The following is a 20,744-nucleotide window of genomic DNA, read 5'->3' on the forward strand; positions in this document are numbered from 1 at the left end:
TGGGCTTCATCTTCGTTCCTTCGTCACTACGACGAAGCCCAAATCCTCCTTAAATCACAACCTCAAATCTGTGCCATTGGTGCTGACGGCGGACAGCGCGTAAATTCGGCAGGTCCAAATACGGGCTGAACCGGATTTTTAAAGTCGTCCTTGATTTGATCGTTATTAAGTTTTTCTCTCAATATCTAGTTAAGCCAATTTACGTCTTCGGTGGGGCTGCCGCGCTCTTTATGTTGGGGTCCATCGTTTCTCTGATCTTGATGCTGTGGATGAAGATTGTTGAAGGCATCTCGATGATCCTGACGCCGATGCCGGTGCTCTCGGCGATGCTTTTCTTGCTTGCGGTGATGACCATTCTCCTCGGCATCCTCGCGGAAATTCTCGTGCGGACCTATTTCGAGTCGCAAGGGCGCCACGCCTATCATGTGCGTGGCACGATCAACATGGGCGAGAAAATCTAGCGATGTGCGGCATCGCTGGCTTTTTCGGCCGTGGGGACCGCACCGATCTCGAGCGCATGACGAGTGCGCTCGCGCATCGGGGCCCGGATGGCAGCGGTTACCATGTCGAGGCGGGCGCGCCGGTTTTTCTCGGCCATCGCCGCCTGGCGATCGTCGACTTGGCCGCCGGCCATCAGCCGATGTGGAATGAGGACGGCCAGGTCGGCATCGTCTACAATGGTGAAATCTACAATCACTTGGAATTGCGCGCGGAGCTGATCAGCCGGGGCCATCGTTTCACTTCGGATCATTCCGACACCGAGGTTCTGGTTCATGGCTGGGAGGAGTGGGGTACCGATTTGCCCCGTCGCCTCAATGGCATGTTCGCCTTTGCGATCTTTGATCGGCGGCAGGGGTGCCTGTTCCTCGCGCGCGATCGGTTCGGAGAGAAGCCGCTCTATTACACGGCGCGTAGCGGGCTGTTCGCATTCGCAAGCGAGGCCAAGGCGCTGACGGCGCATCCGGGCGTCAACCGCTCCTTCGATCGGCGCTCCGTGCAGAAGCTCTTCGCCTACGGCTACATCCCGTCGCCGCGCGCGATCCACGAAGGCATGCACAAGCTTCCGGGCGGTCATTGGCTGCGGTTCGACTTGGCGACGGAAACAGTCGAGACGCGCGCTTACTGGCGTTTTTCGCTGGAGCCGGACGACAGCCTGACAGAGGCGGACGAGCCGCGCCTGGTCGAAGAGCTCACGGAATTGCTGATACAGGGCGCGCAGCGACGGCTCATGAGCGACGTCCCCCTCGGCGTCTTTCTGTCGGGCGGCCTGGATTCCAGCATCGTCCTTGCGGCGCTGGCAAGCAAGCGGAAGGGCAGTGCGTTCGAGACCTTCACCATCGGCTTTGCCGAGCCCTCGTTCGACGAGAGTGCGCACGCCCGGATCGTCGCCGAGCATGTCGGCTCGAGGCATCACGAGCGGCGCCTCGACATGCACAAGGCGCGCGATCTCATTCCCAGTGTCCTGTCAGCCCTCGACGAGCCGCTTGGCGACGCCTCGATCTTGCCCACGGCGATGCTGTCGGCCTTCGCCCGCGAGAGCGTTACCGTAGCGCTCTCGGGCGATGGCGGCGACGAACTCTTCGCGGGCTATGATCCGTTCTTGGCTTTGCGACCTGCGGCTGCCTACGACCGGCTGGTTCCGGCCTGGTCACACCGCGGCCTGCGCCGGCTGGCAGATTTGTTGCCGATCTCCCACAAGAACATGAGCATCGACTTCAAGGTCAGGCGGTCATTGATGGGGTTGTCGTATCCCGACAACATCCGTCTTCCTGTCTGGATGTCCCCGCTCGAGCCATCCGAGTTTGCAAGCTTTTGCGAGGAGCCCGTCCGTTACGACGATCTCTACAGCGAAGCGATCGAACTCTGGGAGACCGGCTCGGGCAAGAACGACGTCGACCGCTCGCTCGAATTCTTCACGCGCTACTATCTTCAGGACGACATCCTGATGAAGGTGGATCGCGCCGCAATGATGCATTCTCTTGAAACGCGCGCTGTATTCCTTGACAACGACATCGTGGATTTCTGCCGCCGGCTGCCAAACCACTTCAAGCTCCGCGGCGGCGAGCGGAAGTACTTGTTGAAGCAGGTGGCGCGGCGGCTGCTGCCAAGATCGATCGTGGATCGCAAGAAGAAGGGATTCGGTATCCCGCTCGCGCGTTGGCTGAAGGAGGTTCCCAGTGAACCGCCATTAGCTCCCGTGGAAGGGGTCAACCTCGAATTCGTGCGCCGCGCCTGGGCAGATCATCGTTCGGGGCGCGCCGATTATCGGCTGTTCCTTTGGACCTGGCTCAGCATGCAAAGTCGGCTGGCGGGTTGAACGGGCGCACGGGCGACGCGCCTTGTGCCAATCCGGGCCCGCAGAGCCATGCGCCCTGCTCGTCCCGCTCACGCGCTGTTGACAGTCCAGGCGGCCTCGGCGAAGTGGTCTGACGTCCGTGAGATGGATGCGGATGATCTGAACCAGGTCGGCAGACGACCAAGCGCTGGCTCAATGCGAGCGCCGGAAGGGAACGGGGTTGAATCAGTATCCTTGCGGCCATCACTCGGAAGCGTTGCGAACGGACGTTCCCGGGCTCTTGGCTCCTGACAAATCAAGGCCGGCGTGATGGACGTAGGTACGTACGAGATCGAGGCTGCCTATGAGGAATCACATTGGTGGTTCGTCGGTCGGCGATCATTGTTTCTCGCGGAGATCGGGCGCCTTCATTTGCCGAAGGACGCGCGGATCCTGGATGTCGGCACGAGCACCGGTACGAACCTGCGTATGCTGCGGGATGCGGGCTATACGCATGTGCTCGGCCTGGATTCGAGCGAGGAATCCCTTCGCTGGACCGCGGCCAAAGGGCTGCCCGAGGTCGTCAAGGGCGATGTCTGCGATCTGCCCTTCGAGTCTGGCGGTTTCGATTTGGTGTTGGCGACCGACGTTCTGGAGCATGTCGAAGACGATGCGCAGGCTGCGGCGGAGATCGCCCGCGTCCTGAAGCCCGGCGGCCATGTCCTGATCACTGTGCCGACTTTCACTATGCTGTGGGGGCTTCAGGATATCGTCGCTCATCACAAACGACGCTATCGCATGCCGCAGCTCCTTCGACTCATCCAGCGCCCGAACTTGGTTCCAATACGCTCATATTATTTCAATTTTATCTTATTCATTCCAATTCTGCTGGCGCGGCGCCTGCTGAAGCTGTTCAAGGTCAAGCTGAAGAGCGAAGCGGAAGTGAACTCCCCTTTTCTGAACGGGCTATTAGGCAGGATCTTCCATGCCGACATAACCGTCGCGCCGTATCTGCGGCCACCTTTCGGCGTTTCCGCGCTGGTTATGGCCAAAGCAAAACAGCGATAGAAATACGAGACAAAGGTACGTCTGGTGACCGATAGCGTCCATTCAGAGAAAAGCGCGGCGAGCGACCAACTCGTGTCCTTGCCGCGCTTTTTGGATCTCCTGCGTTGCCCGGCCTCCGACGCGCCGATCACGCTGTCGCCGGATCGACGCTCGTTGCGATCGCCCGATCAGCAGTATGCCATATCGCATGACGGCATTCCGGTTTTTGCGGAGTCCTTGCTGTCCGCGGAGGCGCGGCAACAGCAGGCGCATTATGACCGGATCGCCGAGACCTATCTGACCAATTTATCTTATCCGCACACGATCGAATACATGAAGTATCTCGATCGGGAATTGCTCAACGCGATCGGCGGAGCCCAGCTCAACACCGTCGCCGAAATCTGCTGCGGCCACGGAGAGTCCTTCAAGCTCATCGGATCGAAGGTGGACCGCGGTGTCGGCGTGGACATTTCGCTGGGCATGCTTCGTAAGGCCCGCGAGGAACACGCACTTCCCAATCTGCTTTTTGTCCAGGGCGATGCCACGCGGCTGCCGCTCGCATCGGAGGCCTTCGACCATATCTTCATGCTCGGGGGCATTCACCACGTGAACGATCGGGCGGCTCTTTTTGCGGAGGTGCACCGCGTTCTTAAGCCCGGCGGGTCGTTCATTTATCGGGAGCCGGTCAGTGATTTCTTCGTCTGGCGAGCCTTGCGCGCAGTGGTTTACAGGCTTTCGCCGGCACTTGACCACGTCAACGAACGCCCGTTGCGCCTTGTCGAAACCGTGCCTGTGTTGGAAGAGGCCGGGCTGCGCTCGGTTCACTGGAAGACCCACGGCTTCCTAGGCTTTTGCCTTTTCATGAACAGCGACGTCCTCGTTTTCAATCGGGCGTTCCAATATCTTCCGGGCATTGGAGCGCTCACGCGCTTCGCGACCACGGTGGATGCCTGGACGTTGAGGGTGCCCGGCTTGGGTGGCGCAGGACTCCAAGTCATTGGCAAGGCGACAAAGGGGAAGCCACAATGACGCCTTCGGTGCTGGCCTCGCTCGTCGCGATGATCTCTTGCACGGTGGCGGCCAATCTGCTCCTAAAACGCGGAGCGATGGCTGAGAGCGCCTCGAGTTCGCTTCTGTCGTCGCTGCTCGAGCCTGGGATTATCTTCGGGTTTCTTTTCTTTGGTGCGGCGGCCGTCCTGTATGCTTGGGTTCTGCGCACGCTTCCGCTTAATATCGCGCAATCGCTTGCCGCGGCTCAGTTCGTCTCCGTGATCGTGGCTTCCTCCTTGATCCTGTCTGAGCCGATACCTCTGGTCCGATGGCTGGGCATTGCCTTCATCGGGATTGGAATTCTGATCGTGGGATTGTCGGTCGACGGCGCGACAGGCTAACGGTTCCGCGCCTTTGCCAGGCAATGTGCAGCGGAGCGCTTCACTTTCGACTGCGACCGGGCACGGACGCGAACTCAAGGGCTGACAAGGGATGATCAATCCGAATGTGGCCGGCGGCTCACCTGAGCGCTTTGGCTACGAGTGGGGCCGTTACTCGGACATCAAGCCGGAGTACGAGGAGCAGTTCCGACGTTGGCTCCCGTTCTACGAGTCTGATGACTGGCGCGGCAAACGCTTCGTGGACGTCGGCTGCGGCATGGGGCGCAACAGCTACTGGCCACTGAGTTACGGCGCCGCGCAGGGGCACGCGCTCGATGTCGACGCACGCTCGCTGGCGAGCGCGCGTGCAAATCTTGCTTCTTTCGCCAATTGCGAGGTGCTCGAGAGTAGCGCTTATGAACTACCCTGGACCAGCGAGATCGATATCGCCTTTTCGATCGGCGTCATCCATCATCTTGAATTTCCTGAGCGCGCACTCGCCGAGATGGTCAGGTCCGTCAAGGCCGGTGGCCAGATAGCAATCTGGGTGTATGGGCGGGAAAACAACGGCTGGTTGATTTGGGCGCTGAACCCGGCGCGGAAGCTTCTGTTCAGCCGGATGCCGATCTCTCTCGTGCATCACCTCTCGCTCTATCCAACTGCAGTTCTCTGGCTGTTTCTGCGGATGGGCCTGACGCCGATAAAGTATTTCGGCCTTTTGCGAGGGTTCACGTTCTCGCATCTGCGCTCGATCGTGTTTGATCAGATGCTTCCCAAGATCGCCAATTATTGGCGGAAGGATGAGGTCGAGGCCCTCATGAGGGAAGCGGGTTTGGAAAGAATACAGCTGGCCTGGGTGAACGAAATGTCGTGGGCGGCGCGCGGATTCAAACGGGCCTAGTTCGACGTCTCGTGCCGGCCGTTCGACAGGCGCTCATCCACGAGCGAGGGCTGCCGCGCGGGCCATCCGGGCGAGTGCGAGGAGCACAAGCCTAAGGGCAACCCGGCGGCAGGTTGCTCTGTTCGCCGAGTCTGATCGCTGTTATCGCCGCCACTGGGCCGGAAGCTCGACCAATCCGCTGCGCAGCGGCGGATTGCCGACGATCTCGAACTGGTAGCTCTGAGCAACAAGATCGTAGCGCTCCGTCAGCTCGGGATGATGCGGGTCGAGATCCTTGTGCAGCGAGATAGAAATGACATATCGGCCATTTCTCAGATTGAGCGCAGGATAATCCAGTGAGATCCTGACGATCTCCTGACTGTGTACGTCGAGTTCATAGCCCGGCGAAATGTTCTGGCTCACCGTAATTCCATCGAGCGTGTAAACGACAACACCGACGACGAGCGGCAATTTGCCATTGCGCGTCGCACGGACGTCCAACGCCAGAGTAACCGTTTCGCCGACAGTGAAGACCGCCTTATCCTCGCCCTTGCCGTTCTGGAAGGACAGTCCTTCGACAAGCAGACTGCCCTCGCCGGACCAGCGGCGCACGGTGAGCGGCTGCTGGGACTGCTCCTCGCGGCCTTGATTGCTCACCCCCTCCGCGTCGATTGACGCCGCTCGAGCGACCTCCGACTGGAGATCGGCCTGGGTCTGGCCTTCGCCCTGCTCCGCCCCCGCGGACGCGCCGTGGGGGAAGACGAGCTTCAGTTCTATATTTTCACTGACCCAGCCGCCCTTGGACGCCGGCAGTTGCACGTCCGAAAGGACCAATCTGCCGTTTCGCGAAAAGGCGAAGCTCAGCCGAGCTTCGCCTGTGCAGCGATAGTGAACGCGGAAGCTGTATCGGGATTTTGGATCCAGAGGCAGGGTCCGGAACACGAGCTCGCCCAGCGATTCGGGCTTCAGGCTCCGGAAGGGTGTCTCGTTGTCATCCCTCGGCGACTGCCAGTTGCCGGTGTTCAGAGCGACATAGGCGAACTGCGACGAATCGGAATCCTGGGGGGCGCCTAACCTGACCGTGTCGACCGGCACGCCATCTGCGAGCAACTCCACGCGCGAGATGTCGGCCGAGGCTCCCTGTGGGCCTTTCGCCCTCAGAACGGCGATAAAGGTCTCGGCGAAATGCTCGATCTCCACGGCATCCCGGAAGCCGTAATGTCGGCGCTGGTTCGCGGCCTTGATCTGCTTGTCCTGAAGTTCGTGGACGAACTCCTGATAGGCTTTCACGACTTCCAAGCTGGAGCCGCGCAACACGACGCGACCTCTCTCAAGCCATATGGCTTGATCGCAAAACTGCAGGACCTGGTCCAAGGAGTGCGACACCAGCAAGATCGAGGCGCCGCTCTCCACAAGGGTGCGCATGCGTTGCCGAGATTTGACCGCGAAATAGGCGTCGCCAGCCCCCAGAATTTCATCGACGATCAGAATATTGGGCTTGATCGTGGTTGCCGTCGTGAACACCAGCCTTGCCTGCATTCCGGCCGAGTAGGCTTTAAACGGCTGATTCATGAATTCACCGAGCTCAGTGAATTCAGTGATTTCCGCGGTCGCCTCCTTGATGGCTGCGCGGCTCAAGCCGGCCTGCGTCAGCGCCGCCTCGACATTCTCGTAACCGGTGAATTCGGGATGAAAGCCCGCCCCCGCTTCGAGAAGCGCTTGGACCTCACCATTGACGGTGACCTGACCTTCCGTTGGAGTGATATTGCCGGTGAGAAGCTTCAGGAGCGTTGTCTTGCCGGCGCCGTTGCGACCGACGATGCCCAGGCGCGACCCGGCTTCGAGCTGGAAGCTGACATCCCGCAGAGCCCAGAATTCGTCGACCTTGGATTTGTAGAACGGAAGTATCTTCGAAGCTCCAACAAGATCAATAAAACTATGTTTCCGATCCTTGTAGAGCTTATACATCTTCCCGACATTCTGAAACTCAACGGCGAGCGGTTTAGACATAATCGATCAAGCTCCGCTTCGCGCGCACAAAAAAGTAGCCTCCGCCCACGAAAGTTACAGACGACATCAAAATCAAGCTGATCCAGAGTTGAACGCTCGGCATCTTCCCGAATACAATAATATCCTGATATGCAATAATGTAATAGGCAATAGGATTGAGCGTAATGATCAGCTTCAATCCGTTCGGCACCATCTCCGGCGTATAGGCGATCGGAGACGCGATCATCAAGAGCATCAGGACAACGCCGACGAAATTCTGCAGATCGCGAAATACGATATTAATCAGGGAAAGCAACCAGAGCAATCCAACCAAAAATAGGACATGCAGAAGCCAGATGATCGGCAACAAAAGCGCCGTTGCCTTAAGATCACCAAGGAAAGCGGCCGCAACCAAAACAACAACTAGACCCGTTATCATCGTGACTTGCGCCAGAACGACCGCTTTGACTGGGACGAGGTCGATCGGGAATACCGTGTTGGCCAACACGGCCCGGTTCGCCACCACGGAGGAGACGCCATTGTTCAGCGCCTCGCTCGTCATGAGAAAGGGCACGAGGCCGGTGAAGATCAGCACGACATAGCCTGCGCTCGTCATGCCCTGGACCTGGACCCTCAGCACGAGGAGGTAGACGACTGCGTAGATCAACAGCATCAGCACGGGCGTAACCACGGCCCACCCGGCGCCCAGCAGCGATCCAGCAAAACGTGATGCGATTTCGCTGCGGGCGATACGCAACAGGAGCCACCCGTGCGACCGCAAATATCCACTGGAATGCTTCATAGAAACCCTGTTGACGACAGCCCTTTGGCTCGCCCGCTCGGAATAAATGGCCCGCGGCTCCGAACGCTGCTTGCCCGACGTCTTCTCCACGCGCAGTGATGGTCTCCGAGCTCCACCGCGGCTGATGCCGACCGGATGCCATCAAGCCGCCTCTCTATCTGGATGAGAGCTTTATGGTCAATCACTGCATCTGGAGTTCTTGTCGCAGGAGCCCCATGGCCACGATGTGGGCAGAAGCCTGCCTTGTCGTCGATTCCAGGCGACGCTGTCCAAAAGCCGGATGTCGCTTCTTCCGTTCCAGAAATGCTTACGACCCGTGCGAGGCTAGCCAGCCGAATTGTCGAAAGGGGTCTGCTGGCCTATAAGGCGCTGCGGTAGCTGTCGCGTGAGCGTGGTACCGCAGAAGGCAGGAGGCAGCAGGAACCGCGATATGTGTGGCATAGCCGGGATATTTCAGTTCGATCCGGCAGCACGCCCGCCGCGACCTCTGCTCCAGCGGATGACCGACCTGCTCGCTCATCGTGGGCCGGATGACGCCGGATACGAGGTCGTCGGCCCTGTCGCGTTCGGGCATCGCCGCCTCTCGATCATCGACATCAGCAATGGCGGTCATCAGCCGATGACGAACGACGATGGCAGCATCGTCATCGTCTACAATGGCGAGTGCTACAACTATCGTGAGCTGGCCCAGGGGATGAGGGGCAGAGGCCATCGCTTCCGCTCGACCTCGGACACTGAGGTGATCCTGCGGCTCTACGAGGAGAAGGGCGATGCCTGCTTCTCTGAGCTCCAGGGGATGTTCGCGCTGGCGATCTGGGACGGACGACGGCGGCGGCTCGTCTTGGCCCGCGACCGGCTCGGGATCAAGCCGCTCTATGTCACGCATGATCGGGAGCGCTTGCTCTTCGCTTCGGAAATGAAAGCGCTGCTGGCCGATCCCCGGACAGAAACCGAGCTCGACCGGATCGCGCTCGGTGACTATCTGCATCTGCTCAGCGTTCCCGATCCGCGCTCCATCTTTCGCGGTATCCGCAAGCTGCAGCCCGGCCATCTGATCGTCGCCGACGCCGAAGGGGTGCGCGAGCGTCCCTATTGGACGTTGCCGGTCGCGATCGACGAGGGCATGAGCTATGAGGCGGCCGTCTCAGGTTTCCAGCAGCGCTTTGCTGAGGCCGTTTCGTCTCACATGGTTGCGGACGTGCCGGTCGGGGCATTCCTTTCAGGCGGCGTCGATTCCAGCGCCATCGTCGCACACGCCGGCAAGGTCACGAACCATCAGATCGAGACCTTCTCAATCACGTTCCCCGGCCTCGAAGAATTCGACGAAAGCCCCTACGCTCAGGCTGTCGCGGACCATTGCGGCGCGAAGCACCACGCCTTCCGGCTGACTCCCGATCTCGTCGAAGCACTGCCAAAGATCGCATGGCACGCCGATGAGCCCTTCGCCATCTCTTCGGCGTTTGCGCTCTATTTCATCTCGAAGGTCGCACGGGATCATGTGAAGGTCGTACTGAGCGGCGACGGCGGCGACGAGGTCTTCGGCGGCTACGTCTGGCGGCATTTCGATTTTCCAGAACTCCCGAAGGCGGCGTCATGGGGCGCCCAGCGGGCGGCTGGCATGCTGCGTCGCTATCCTGCGCTGCGTTCCGTGCTGCCCGGCAGGCTCGCCGATCGGCTCAACAGCCTGGCGTCGCGTGACCAGCGCTATCTGAATGCCTTCATCACCTTCCACGATAGCGAGCTCCATGAATTGCTCGAGCCGCAGCTCGCCGCGGAAGTGGTCGAGGCTTGGCAGGACAATGCCGTGCAGCGCTGCCTCGAGGAGGCACCGGGGGGCGAGCAGCTGGCATCGAAGCTTTACGCCGACATCAAGACGACGCTTGTCAGCGAGATGCTGACGAAGGCGGATCGGATGACGATGGCCAATGGCCTCGAGGGTCGTGTGCCGTTCCTGGATCATCGCCTGGTCGAATGGGCATTCACCGTTCCGGCGCGACACAAGATCCAGGGCACGAACGGGAAGGCGCTGGTCAAGACCGCGCTCGAGTCTTACCTCCCTCACGACATCCTTTATCGCCGCAAGCAGGGGTTCAACGTTCCCCTGAAGATCTGGATGCGCGGCGAGCTACGCGATTTTGTCCGCGACCTGCTGACGCCCGCGCGGCTGCAACGGCGCGGCATCTTCCAACCGCAGGCTGTCGAGGCGATCCTGCGCCAGCACGAAGACGGGACCGTCGACGCTTCCAACAAGATCTTCGCCATGCTGATGCTGGAGCTCTGGCACGAGACCTTTCTCGACCAGCGGAGCTCGTTCATGACGACGGCCGAGCCTGCCATTGCCTGAGATGTCTGCGACGGCCGATCGCCTGCGCGTGCTGATGTTGTGCGCGCACGAACCGACGATGGATCCCCGGGTGAAGTGGTCCGCCGCATCTGCTGCGCGAAGCTTCGACGTCACGGTGCTAGGCTTCAACAATGCCGCGGGCTCGCTGCCCGAGCAGCAGGATGGCGACGGCTATCGCCTCGTTCGCCTGCCGCATAAATTCGTCGCGGTGCTGGCCTATCCGCGTGCCTTTCTGGAGGCGGTTCCACCGCACCTCTGGCCCGTCGCCGTGTTGCTCTCACCCTTGTTCGCGCTGCTCCTGCTTCTTGTAGCGCTGCCACTGGCACTTGCTCGGATCATGCGGCAGGCGGCGCTCGGCATCCGTTCCGCGCTTCTGCGTCATCCGCTGGGACGGCACGTCGAACCCTTCCTTTCGGCGCCCGCGCGTCGGCCGTCAGAGGATGGAAGCGGCGAGGAGGAGGAGCGGCGGCGCGAACGCTCGCTCGGGTCGCTCCGCGCCCGGATTTCTTACGTCTCGAATCTCCTGCGCATGCAGTTCGGCCCGCCCGCGCTCTGGTTCACGAGCTACATCGATTCACTACCGACCAAGCCGGATACCATCCACTGCAACGACCTAGACACGCTGCTGGTCGGCGTCGTCGCGCGCAAGCGCTATGGCTGTCGGGTCGTTTACGATGCGCATGAGTACTATCCACATTGCGATCCGTATGCGCGCTGGCTCGATATCTGGATCTTCTCAGCTATCGAATGGCTGCTGCTGCGCCGGACCGATGCGGTGGTCACGATCAACCAGCCCATGGCTGAGCAGATGAGCGCTGCCTATGGCTACCGGCCGATCTACGCAGTGCCGAATGCCGAGCCGCGGGCGGATGTCGCCGTCGTTCCGATGCGGACCGCAATGACCGATCAGTCCGATGGCCGGCTCAAATGCCTGGTTCAGGGGCGCTATTCGCCGAAGCGGGGCATGGAAGAGGTGATCGAGGGTTGGCGCCATGTCGATCCGCGCAAGGCCGCACTGTTCTTGCGAGGGCCGGAGAACGAGCACAGCAGACGCGGCCGCGAGCTTGCGGCGCGGCTTGGCCTGCTCGATCGCTCGGTCTATTTCCTGCCGGCGGTCACGGAAGATGAGCTTGTCGCGGCGGCAGCCGAGGCCGACATTGGCATCATTCCCTATCTTTCCGATTTCATGATCTATGAGTATGCTTGTCCGAACAAGCTCGCGCAGTACATGCATGCGGGGCTGGCGCTTCTTTCAAACGATCTCGCCTATGTACGCTCGGTCATCGAATGGGGCCATGCAGGCTTGATCTATCGCGTCGGCGAGAGCGGTTCCCTTGCCGCGGCCGTTCATCGCCTCGCCGACGATGCGGATCTGCTGAGCCGGCTCAAGCAGGCGGCGACGGAATTTGCGCGCGAGACGTTCAACTGGCAGGCCTATTCCCCGATCTTCGACGCCTTGTACCGAGGCGAGACTCCCCAGCTTGAGGCGGACGGCACGGCAACCGGCCGCTTGCACTAGGCTGCGGCGGTGCGATCCGGCTCTGACGGCCTGTGACACCACGACAGGAAACGAGGCAATCTTGACCCGCACTCTTCTCACCGTTGTCGGCGCCAGGCCACAGTTCATCAAGGCTGCGCCGGTCAGCCATGCATTGCGGCGAGCCGGCGGCGTGCGCGAAATCCTCGTCCACACCGGCCAGCATTTCGATGCGGCCATGTCGGATATCTTCTTCCAGGAGCTCGATATCGCTCCTCCCGCGCACAACCTCGAGGTGAACAGCCTCGGGCATGGCGCAATGACGGGCCGCATGCTCGAGAAGCTCGAAATCGTCATGCAGGCCGAGAAGCCAGACGCCGTCATGATCTATGGTGACACGAACTCGACCGTCGCGGGGGCGTTGGCAGCCGCGAAGCTCCACATCCCGGTCGCTCACGTCGAGGCTGGGCTGCGCTCCTTCAACCGGCGCATGCCTGAAGAGATCAATCGCGTCATGGCCGACCACCTGTCCGCACTGCTGTTGTCACCGACGCAGGCCGGCGTCGACAACCTGGCAGCGGAAGGGATCGTCCAAGGCGTACACCATGCAGGCGACGTGATGTACGACATCACCTTGAGCGCGGTGGCGCGCGCACGTGGTGAATCGAGCATCCTGGCCCGGGAGGGCCTGAGCCCCAAGGGCTATCAGGTCGCTACGATCCACCGTGCCGAGAATACCGACAACCCTGAGCGATTCGAGCGTGTGCTGGCGTGGCTTGAGCAGGCAGCCCAGACCATGCCTGTCGTTATGCCGGTTCACCCACGCACCGGCAAGTTGCTGGAGGCGCAGGGTCGCAAGCTGGCCAATATCCGCCTTATCGCGCCACTCGGCTATCTGGACATGGCATGGCTCGTGAACCAGTCTGCCGGCGTCATGACTGACTCCGGGGGCCTGCAGAAGGAGGCATATTTCCATCGCGTCCCGTGCACGACGCTGCGTGACGAGACTGAATGGGTCGAAACGATCGAGTCGGGCTGGAACCGCCTCTGGACGACCCGCGAATACGCCGAGCGGCGCGAGATCGCGGACTACGGCACCGGCCACGCCAGCGACCTGATCGCGACGAAAGTCAAGGAACTCATGGGCTGAGCCGTCGGGCGCCGAGTCATCAGGTCTGGCCGCGCGCCCCCCCCCGTTCGGGCAAATGCCTTGGACGCCGCCGCGCCCGTGGTGTAAGAGCCCGCTCACGCAGGCCTGATAAGGCGCCCGCTACAGTAGGAAAGAATCTCCGGTTCATGTGCGGCATCTTCGGGTATTTCGCCCAGGACGGGATAACGGTTCCCGAGCGGCAGCTGCTTGACAGCTCCGAGATCATTGCACACCGCGGCCCGGATGGTCAGGGCGCGGTCTGGTTCGACGCGCGCCCCGACGCCGGCGGTGCTGCGGCCTTCTCGCATGATCGTTGGACGGGCGAGCGCCGGCCGTCGGTGCTCTTTTGCCATCGGCGTCTGGCGATCATCGATCTTTCGAACGAAGCGCTGCAGCCGATGGCCTCCGATGAGGACATGCTTTGGATCGTCTTCAACGGCGAAATTTACAACTATGTCGAGTTGCGTCATGAACTGCAGGAGCGAGGCGCTGTTTTCCGGACTTCGTCCGATACGGAGGTCATCCTCAAGGCTTATGAGGCCTGGGGCATGGATGCGTTCCCGCGCTTCATTGGCATGTGGGCGTTGGCCTTGCTGGATCGCCGCTCGCGCCGGTTGGTGCTCTCGCGGGATCGCTTCGGTGTAAAGCCTCTCTACTACGTCAAGACTGCCGATGCCTTCGCCTTCGGTTCCGAGATCAAGCAGCTCGTCAGGCTGCCGGGCGTAGAGCGCCGCGCCAACGATCGCGTCATTCATGACTTTCTGCACTATGAAGCATCGGACTGCGGCGAGGAGACCTTTTTCGAAGGGATTCTGCGTCTGCCGCCAGGTCGCAACCTGATCGTCGATCTCGACGATGGCTCGCTCAGGCAGAAATCCTATTATGAGCCGCTGGAGCAGCCCGTTGAGGTTCCACAGACCCATGCGGAGGCCGCGGAGCGGTTCAGAGAGCTGCTGAAGGAGAGCGTCCGCATTCATTTGCGGGCCGACGTGCCGGTCGGCACCTGCCTGTCCGGCGGGCTCGACAGCTCCGCCATCGCCATGCTCATGCGCGAGATCGCGAATGAGGCGGGGCTTTCGGTCGAACGCCACGCCTTCAGCGCGGAGTTCGACGTGCCCGAGGCGGACGAGCGGTACTATACGCGCATGTCAATCGAAGCGGCGCAGGTTCGCTCGCACGTTATGCAGCCGCGCGAGGAGGATCTTCTCGCCGACCTGCACAAGCTGGTTTGGCATCAGGACGAGCCATTCGGCTCAACCAGCATCTATGCGCAATGGAGCGTGTTCCGGCTGGTCCAGCAGGCGGGCGTCAAGGTCGTTCTCGACGGGCAGGGCGCCGACGAGATGCTGGGCGGATATGCCAGCACAGTGCCCTTCTTCCTGCTTGAGCAGATGGCGCAACGGAGGCATCTGCGGGCGCTTTCCGAGAGTTGGCACTGGGCACGGCTTCAGGGGCGGCCCTTCGCGACGCAGATACCTTACCCCGGCCTGAAGCGAATGCTCTCGGCATTTGGCTCGACCAGCCCGGCCGCGGCGATCGAGCAGCCTTGGATCGCTCCGGAGTTTGCGGCTGGAAACGTGGGCAACTCAGCCTATGTTGAAGCCTTGGCGCCGCAGCCTTTCGGCGCTGATGGCCATTTCGGCAATGTTCTGCATCGCTTTTTCTTCAGGACCAATCTTCCGGCATTGCTGCGTTTCGAGGACCGCAACTCGATGGCCTTCTCGGTCGAGGCGCGAGTGCCCTTTCTCGACCACCGCCTGGTCGAGTATGCCTTCGCCCTGCCGTCCCACTTCAAGATGCGAGACGGTTACACCAAACGCGTACTTCGCGATGCGATGAAGGGCACGCTGCCGGAGGAAATCCGCATGCGGGCCCGCAAGATGGGCTTTGCGACACCGGAGCGCCTGTGGCAAACCGGCCCGCTCAAGCCGCTTATCGAGTCGGCGATCGCCGACCCGAAACTCGAGCGCTACATAGACCGCCGGGCCGCGATGGCTCACTTCGAACGTATCTGCGCCGGCCAGAGCTTCAGCTTCGCGCCATGGCGCTGGCTGAATCTTTCGCTCTGGATGAAGGAGTTTGCGCTCTGAAGCCGCGGATCGCCCCGAAATACCTCGAAGTTGTCTCCATTACACCACTGGCTCTGCGCGCGGACAGCCGCACGTTGAAGCAGACGGCGTCAGTTTATCGGCTAGGGTACAAGTCTGCCGTTGTGGAGGGAAAACATAGCGGGTTCGACCCGGGTAGCCTACCATTCGAGGTACTAAGCGTCGAAGTGCCGCGGACAGAAGTTCCGCCCGCCACGGCTCCGGCCAAGGAGGACGAGGAAGCCCCGTCACGGCTTGCCGCGACCGAGGTTTGCGACACATCGGGCTTGGCGACGTCCGCGGAGGCTGGCACGCTCCGTCATTCGATCTCCCGAGGCCTGGCGGAACTCCGCCGCCTTCGAAAGCAGGATCGCGCTGCCGCTTTTCGTTTCGCGGCATGGTCCGCAATTCGGCTCGGTCAACGCGCCGGCTATAGGGCACCCATACATGCCTATTATTTCGTATTGTGGAGCGCGAGCTTTGCTAGAATCAAATTAAACATCGCTTTCAACAAGTTATACTATAATAACTTTACTGCTTTCATTTACCATATCTTGGGCGTCTATAGGAATATTATTCAACCAACCCGCGCTATTACACCCGGAGCCAAGCTTTATTATTTGCATTCTCCTTATCAATTTCCGGCAATAGCATTCCGCTGCTTGACCGGAAAGGCGAGGTATATTTATGACGCTCACGATTTTTATTCTCATATGGACGATCATACGCGCCTGCCGTCGTTCTGGACCCGCTGGGTTGTTCCCTGGGAGAACATGATCGAGCGCTGGTGCGTGCGTCATGCATCGGCCGTGGTGACCGTCAACCAAGGCATCGCAGAACTGATGAAGAAGCGCTTTGGGCGCGACGTCGTCGTCCTGCGCAATGCCCATGATCCCCGTCTGGAAGGTGCTCCCGGGACGACGTTGCGTACAAGTCTTGGCCTTGCGGAAGATGCGCTACTGACGGTCTGCATCGGCCAATGGAAGCGTGATACCGCCATTGCGCAAGCCATGCAGGCTTTTGCGACACTGCCCGATCACCATCACCTTGCCTTTCTTGGCGCCAATTTCCCGTCATATGCCGCCCAGATCGCGGAGCTTGGCATTGAGGGGCGCGTCCACTTCCATCCGGCTGTGAAGGCCAATGAGGTTGTTCCTTTCGTTCGCTCCGCGGATTTTGGGCTGCTGCTCTACCACCCGGTCTCACCGAGCATCCGTCATTGCCTTCCGAACGGTTTCTTCCAGCCGCTGGCCGCGGGCCTGCCGGTCCTCTACCCCGACCTTCCGGAGATCGTACGCGTCGCAGGGCCGCTCGATCTCGGTCTTCAGATCAATCCACTGGATCCGAAAAGCATCGCTGAGGCTGTGCTGTGCCTAGGCAGCGACAGCTCTCTGCGAGCCTCGAAGAAAGCAAACGTCGAAGCTGCCCGTGATGAGCTGAGCTGGGAGCGCGACGAAGAAGTGCTGAAAAGGCTGATCGAGGACTTGATCGGTCCGCCACACGCCGCGTAGTGCACGTGAGGACGCTGTTAATCCGGCCAGGCAGATGCATAAGAAACTCAAAACGCTCTATCTCACGGCCAACGGCTTCGGAAAGGTCGTCGTCACAGCCGACACTGTCCTGCGTGGCATCCTCCGCGCAAAGGACGGCACACCGCCGCCGGCGATGTTCCGAAACAACAAATACATCGTGAACCTCTATGCGCATCTGCGCCAGTTCTACGACAGCCTGTCCTATATCGGTGACTGGCAGGACGCCTTTGCGCGCTCGCCGCGGCTTGATGTCGAAGTCTGCAACATCAACAACCTGGTCGATTTCGGGCGCTGCCTGCTAAAGATCCGCAGCTATGATCTGATTGTGGTTTCGCACGCGGCGGCAGGCGATGACATGACGATCCTGACCAAGGCCGCGCCCCTGCTGGCCCGGCGCGACTGCCCGATGCTGGTCTTTATCGGCAACGAATACGATCTTCTGGACGAGAAGATCGCGTTCATGCAGCGGGTCAAGGCCGATCGCATCTGCAGCCAGCTGCCGTTCAACGCCGCCAGCTATCTCTATGATGGCATCGACGGGAGCCGTATCCTGTCCATGCCGCATGCGCTCAATCCGGATGTCTATCGTCCGCCTGCGACCGACGATCGCGAGGTCGACCTCGGCTTCGTCGGCGATATCTACTGGCCTTTCGTCGGGGACGAGGAGCGTACCCATCTGATTCGGCATTTCGAGGCATGCGGGGCGGAATACGGTCTCACATGCGATATCCGGGCGGGCCAGATGGTTCGCTTGCCGCGCGACGAATGGGCGGCTTTCCTCCGCCGCACGAAGGGATTGATCGGTGCGGAATCAGGCACCTATTACCTTAACGATCACGGGAAGCTTCTGACGCGCGCGCGCGACTACAACCTGAAAGAGAATCAGCAGGCAAGCTTCGCCGAAGTGTTCGAGAAATTTTACGCCGGCGTGACGCCCGGGGTTTCCGGGAAGAGCGTCTCGTCGCGGCATTTCGAGCCGATCGGAGCCAAGTGCTGCCAGTTGCTGCTCGAAGGCGACTACAATGGGACGTTGACGGCAGGCGAGCACTATATCCCAATCAAGCGGGATCTTTCGGACGTTGCGGAGGCGGTTCGAGCCTTCAAGGACGAGGGCTATCGCCGCAAGATCGCGGATCAAGCCTATGAACATGTGATGGACAATCACACCTATGCGCGCCGGGTCGAGTTCGCACTGTCGACACTGTTCTGAGGGCCTTTTGAAGCCACTTCGTATCCTCGCCATCGGCTCGTCCGGCAGCACGCATGTCGCTGGCCGCGTGTGTTGCTTCGCCGAACGTGGCCATCATGTCAGCCTCCTGACGGACATGGTCGTCGGCCTCGAAGGCGTGACCGAACTGACGCCTTCCGCCCCGCCCGGGCAGGATCAGTGGATTGCAACGGCCGCGCGCCTGCTCGGCCGGCTGGTGAGGCGCGATCTGAGCGGCCCTGCCGATATGGCGCGGCTGATGCTCGATTTCCGCCGCAAATTGCGACAGGCGGATGCTGATATCGTCCATATCCACTTCGCCTACAGCACCTGGGCCTGGATGGCGGCTGCCTTGGGCGCACGCCCGCTCGTCGTCAGCATCATGGGCGGTGACATCCTGTTCAAGGAACAGGGAAGCCCGACCCCGCGGGGAATCGCGCTGACGAAACAGCTCCTCGGCCACGCCGACCTGATCACCTCGAAGTCCAACTTCCTGATCGGCGTGCTTGACGACCTCGGCGGCTATGGCGAAAAGGCGATCCGCGTGGTCTGGGGGGTCGATCCAGAGGTCTTCAAGCCCGCCGACGGAACCGCGCTACGCGCAGCGAAGGGCATCCCGGCTGAAGCGAAGGTCATTCTCAGCCCCAAGATACTGACGCCGTTCTACAACATCCACATTCTCGTCGAAGCGATGGCGAAGATCGTCGCAAGCGTTCCCGAGGCGCATCTCGTCCTGACCGAATACGGTGCAGATCCGGCCTATCGCGCGCAGCTCGAACGACGAATAAGCGAGCTCGGCCTTACGCAGGCGGTCACGTTCGTCGGGCATGTCACGCACGAACAGATGCCGGCATTCTACAGCATGGCCGATGTTGCCGTCGGTATTCCGGCATCCGACGGGCTGCCGCAGACGCTGCTGGAAGCCATGGCATGCGGCGTGCCCAGCGTCATCGGCCCGCTCGATCGCTACGGCGAGATCGTGCGGCACGAAGAGAGCGCGCTTCTGTCTCAGCTCGATCCCGCTTCCCTGGCGGATGCCGTGCTTCGCCTGTTGCAGAACGAGAAGCTCTACAACCATATCGCGACGCGCGGCCGAACTATCGTCGAGGCGAAAGCCAACTTCCCACGCGAGGCTGATCGTGTGGAACAGGCCTATAGACACCTGTCCGCTGCCGGCAAGACGAGATACCGGCCTCGTCTTGGCATACTGAAGGACGTCGCGCTCTATTGGCTTCGGTGGTAGTCACGCGTCAAACTCGGGGCAGCGCGTCAAAAAGGTTCGCTTCATGAAAGCTCTCGTCAAGAAGGCGATACGCAGGATCGCCAGCATGGCTCCGACGGCTGCCGGCATGCCGCAACGAGCCGTCCAGGGTGCCGCGGGGACGATCGCGGACAGCCAGACGCAGGATTATTGGACAGACTTCAACGTAACCCTACACCGCCGGTTCAAGGATGCCCAAGAATCGCTCGACTTCTTCCATTGGCGAAACGATCAGTATTTCGGCTATATTCAGCGCATGCCCGTCGCTGGCTTCGACGGCAAAGCCGTTCTGGACTACGGCTGCGGTCCCGGCCACGATGTGATCGGTTTCGCCAATTATTCGGCTCCATCCCGCCTTGTCGCAGCGGACATCTCGCCGAGCTCGCTCAAGGAAGCTGAAGAGCGCCTCGCGCTGCATGGCAAGGCCGCCGAGTTCGTCCAGCTCGATCCGGCGGCTATGAACCTGCCGTTCGCCTCAGACAGCTTCGACCATATTCACTCGTCCGGTGTGCTCCATCACATGCCGAATCTCGACCTGGTCATGACCGAGCTGCGCCGCGTCTTGAAGCCCGGCGGCACGTTCAACATCATGGTCTACAACTATGACAGCCTGTGGATGCATTTGTTTGTCGCGCATCACAAGCAGATCATCGAGAAGACTTATCAAGGCCTGAATCTGCGGGAAGCCTTCACCAGAACGACGGACACCGAGACTTGCCCGATCGCCGACTGCTATACGCCGCAGGAGTTCCTGGAGATTGCGCAGCGCAACGGCTTCCAGGGTGTCTTTACGGGCGCTGGCATCTCGATGCACGAGTTGCTCATCGCGCCGACGCGCTTTGCCGCCATTCAAGACCAGAAGCTGCCGCGCGAATGCCGCGAGTTCCTGCTCGCCCTCAAGACGGACGAGCATGGCTACCCGACCTATAACGGCCATCTTGCCGGCATCGATGCCTGCTTCCGGCTGACCAAGATCCGGGCATAACAGGAGCTTTTACTGCGCAGACCTTCGTCGCTCGTGGGCGGTGTGGCGCCAGCAGCCCTTGCCGTCCACGCCGACCCGGATGTCGGCTGTGAAAGCAGGCTGGTGAACTAGCAGTTGGTAAACAGAGCCAGGGTCCGTATTGAAGATTCCGGCTTACGAACAGCGCCATGGGGTTCTTAAGAGCTCGATGCAGAAGGCTGTGTGCCCCCCGTGATCGCGAGCCTCTCAACGAGGACCTTGCGGCTGAACCAGTCGGCGACGCGCGGCGAGATAGACGAAGGCTCGCGACAACGGATGCAGGTGATGCACCATCGTCCACTTGGTTCGGACGCGTTACC

Annotated in this window: 16 protein-coding genes; 14 read left to right on the top strand and 2 right to left on the bottom strand. The window is 60.8% G+C overall.

Features of this window, described 5'->3' with window-relative positions; translation table 11 throughout:
- The first annotated feature begins 269 nt into the window (after positions 1–269).
- The 6 genes from BW981_RS16535 to BW981_RS16560 all read left to right on the top strand — a co-directional run bounded on the left by BW981_RS16535 (position 270) and on the right by BW981_RS16560 (position 5,593).
- Positions 270–461, top strand: a complete 192-nt coding sequence (locus BW981_RS16535) for a hypothetical protein (RefSeq protein ID WP_139333810.1) — start codon at positions 270–272, stop codon at positions 459–461.
- Positions 462–463: 2 nt separating this feature from the next.
- The gene (gene asnB / locus BW981_RS16540; protein ID WP_076441211.1) at positions 464–2,317 is read left to right on the top strand and encodes an asparagine synthase (glutamine-hydrolyzing); all 1,854 of its coding nucleotides are present in this window, start codon (positions 464–466) and stop codon (positions 2,315–2,317) included.
- A 288-nt stretch (positions 2,318–2,605) separates the two neighbouring features.
- Positions 2,606–3,343 carry a class I SAM-dependent methyltransferase gene (locus BW981_RS16545; RefSeq protein WP_083712425.1) on the top strand — a complete coding sequence of 246 codons (738 nt, stop codon included), beginning with the start codon at positions 2,606–2,608 and terminating at the stop codon, positions 3,341–3,343.
- Between the two features lie 24 nt (positions 3,344–3,367).
- A complete protein-coding gene (locus tag BW981_RS16550; RefSeq protein ID WP_210188684.1) occupies positions 3,368–4,351 on the top strand; it encodes a class I SAM-dependent methyltransferase in 984 nt (327 codons plus the stop codon).
- Positions 4,348–4,713: a DMT family transporter gene (locus BW981_RS16555; RefSeq protein ID WP_076441215.1), complete on the top strand. Its 366-nt coding sequence runs from the start codon at positions 4,348–4,350 to the stop codon at positions 4,711–4,713. The genes BW981_RS16550 and BW981_RS16555 overlap by 4 nt, the downstream gene beginning before the upstream one ends.
- A gap of 91 nt (positions 4,714–4,804) precedes the next feature.
- A complete protein-coding gene (locus BW981_RS16560; protein WP_076441217.1) occupies positions 4,805–5,593 on the top strand; it encodes a class I SAM-dependent methyltransferase in 789 nt (262 codons plus the stop codon).
- 141 nt (positions 5,594–5,734) lie between these two features.
- On the opposite strand, the gene BW981_RS16565 is transcribed toward BW981_RS16560, so the two are convergent.
- Entirely contained in the window at positions 5,735–7,540 is a 1,806-nt protein-coding gene (locus BW981_RS16565) for an ABC transporter ATP-binding protein (protein WP_076441219.1), read from the bottom strand.
- A 34-nt stretch (positions 7,541–7,574) separates the two neighbouring features.
- A complete protein-coding gene (locus BW981_RS16570) occupies positions 7,575–8,453 on the bottom strand; it encodes an ABC transporter permease (RefSeq protein ID WP_083712427.1) in 879 nt (292 codons plus the stop codon).
- A gap of 340 nt (positions 8,454–8,793) precedes the next feature.
- Between BW981_RS16570 and asnB (BW981_RS16575) the strand changes: the two genes are divergently transcribed.
- The 8 genes from asnB (BW981_RS16575) to BW981_RS16610 all read left to right on the top strand — a co-directional run bounded on the left by asnB (BW981_RS16575) (position 8,794) and on the right by BW981_RS16610 (position 20,406).
- Positions 8,794–10,707: an asparagine synthase (glutamine-hydrolyzing) gene (asnB, locus tag BW981_RS16575; protein ID WP_076441221.1), complete on the top strand. Its 1,914-nt coding sequence runs from the start codon at positions 8,794–8,796 to the stop codon at positions 10,705–10,707.
- Positions 10,708–10,777: 70 nt separating this feature from the next.
- A complete protein-coding gene (locus BW981_RS16580) occupies positions 10,778–12,226 on the top strand; it encodes a glycosyltransferase (RefSeq protein ID WP_175624158.1) in 1,449 nt (482 codons plus the stop codon).
- A 61-nt stretch (positions 12,227–12,287) separates the two neighbouring features.
- Complete coding sequence (wecB, locus tag BW981_RS16585; protein WP_076441225.1) at positions 12,288–13,334, top strand: non-hydrolyzing UDP-N-acetylglucosamine 2-epimerase; 1,047 nt, start codon at positions 12,288–12,290, stop codon at positions 13,332–13,334.
- A 146-nt stretch (positions 13,335–13,480) separates the two neighbouring features.
- Positions 13,481–15,424 (top strand): asparagine synthase (glutamine-hydrolyzing), encoded by a 1,944-nt coding sequence (asnB, locus tag BW981_RS16590; RefSeq protein ID WP_076441227.1) that lies wholly within the window; start codon positions 13,481–13,483, stop codon positions 15,422–15,424.
- A complete protein-coding gene (locus BW981_RS22665; protein WP_139333812.1) occupies positions 15,376–16,932 on the top strand; it encodes a glycosyltransferase in 1,557 nt (518 codons plus the stop codon). The genes asnB (BW981_RS16590) and BW981_RS22665 overlap by 49 nt, the downstream gene beginning before the upstream one ends.
- 34 nt (positions 16,933–16,966) lie before the next feature.
- Positions 16,967–18,163, top strand: coding sequence for a glycosyltransferase family protein (locus BW981_RS16600; protein WP_076441230.1), 1,197 nt, complete (start codon positions 16,967–16,969; stop codon positions 18,161–18,163).
- Positions 18,123–19,403, top strand: a complete 1,281-nt coding sequence (locus tag BW981_RS16605) for a glycosyltransferase family 4 protein (RefSeq protein ID WP_083712429.1) — start codon at positions 18,123–18,125, stop codon at positions 19,401–19,403. Before BW981_RS16600 ends, BW981_RS16605 begins: the two co-directional genes overlap by 41 nt.
- Positions 19,404–19,446: 43 nt before the next feature.
- Positions 19,447–20,406, top strand: a complete 960-nt coding sequence (locus tag BW981_RS16610) for a class I SAM-dependent methyltransferase (RefSeq protein WP_083712430.1) — start codon at positions 19,447–19,449, stop codon at positions 20,404–20,406.
- The last annotated feature ends 338 nt before the right edge of the window (positions 20,407–20,744 follow it).

Source organism: Allobosea sp. TND4EK4, assembly GCF_900156025.1.
Lineage (GTDB): Bacteria > Pseudomonadota > Alphaproteobacteria > Rhizobiales > Beijerinckiaceae > Allobosea.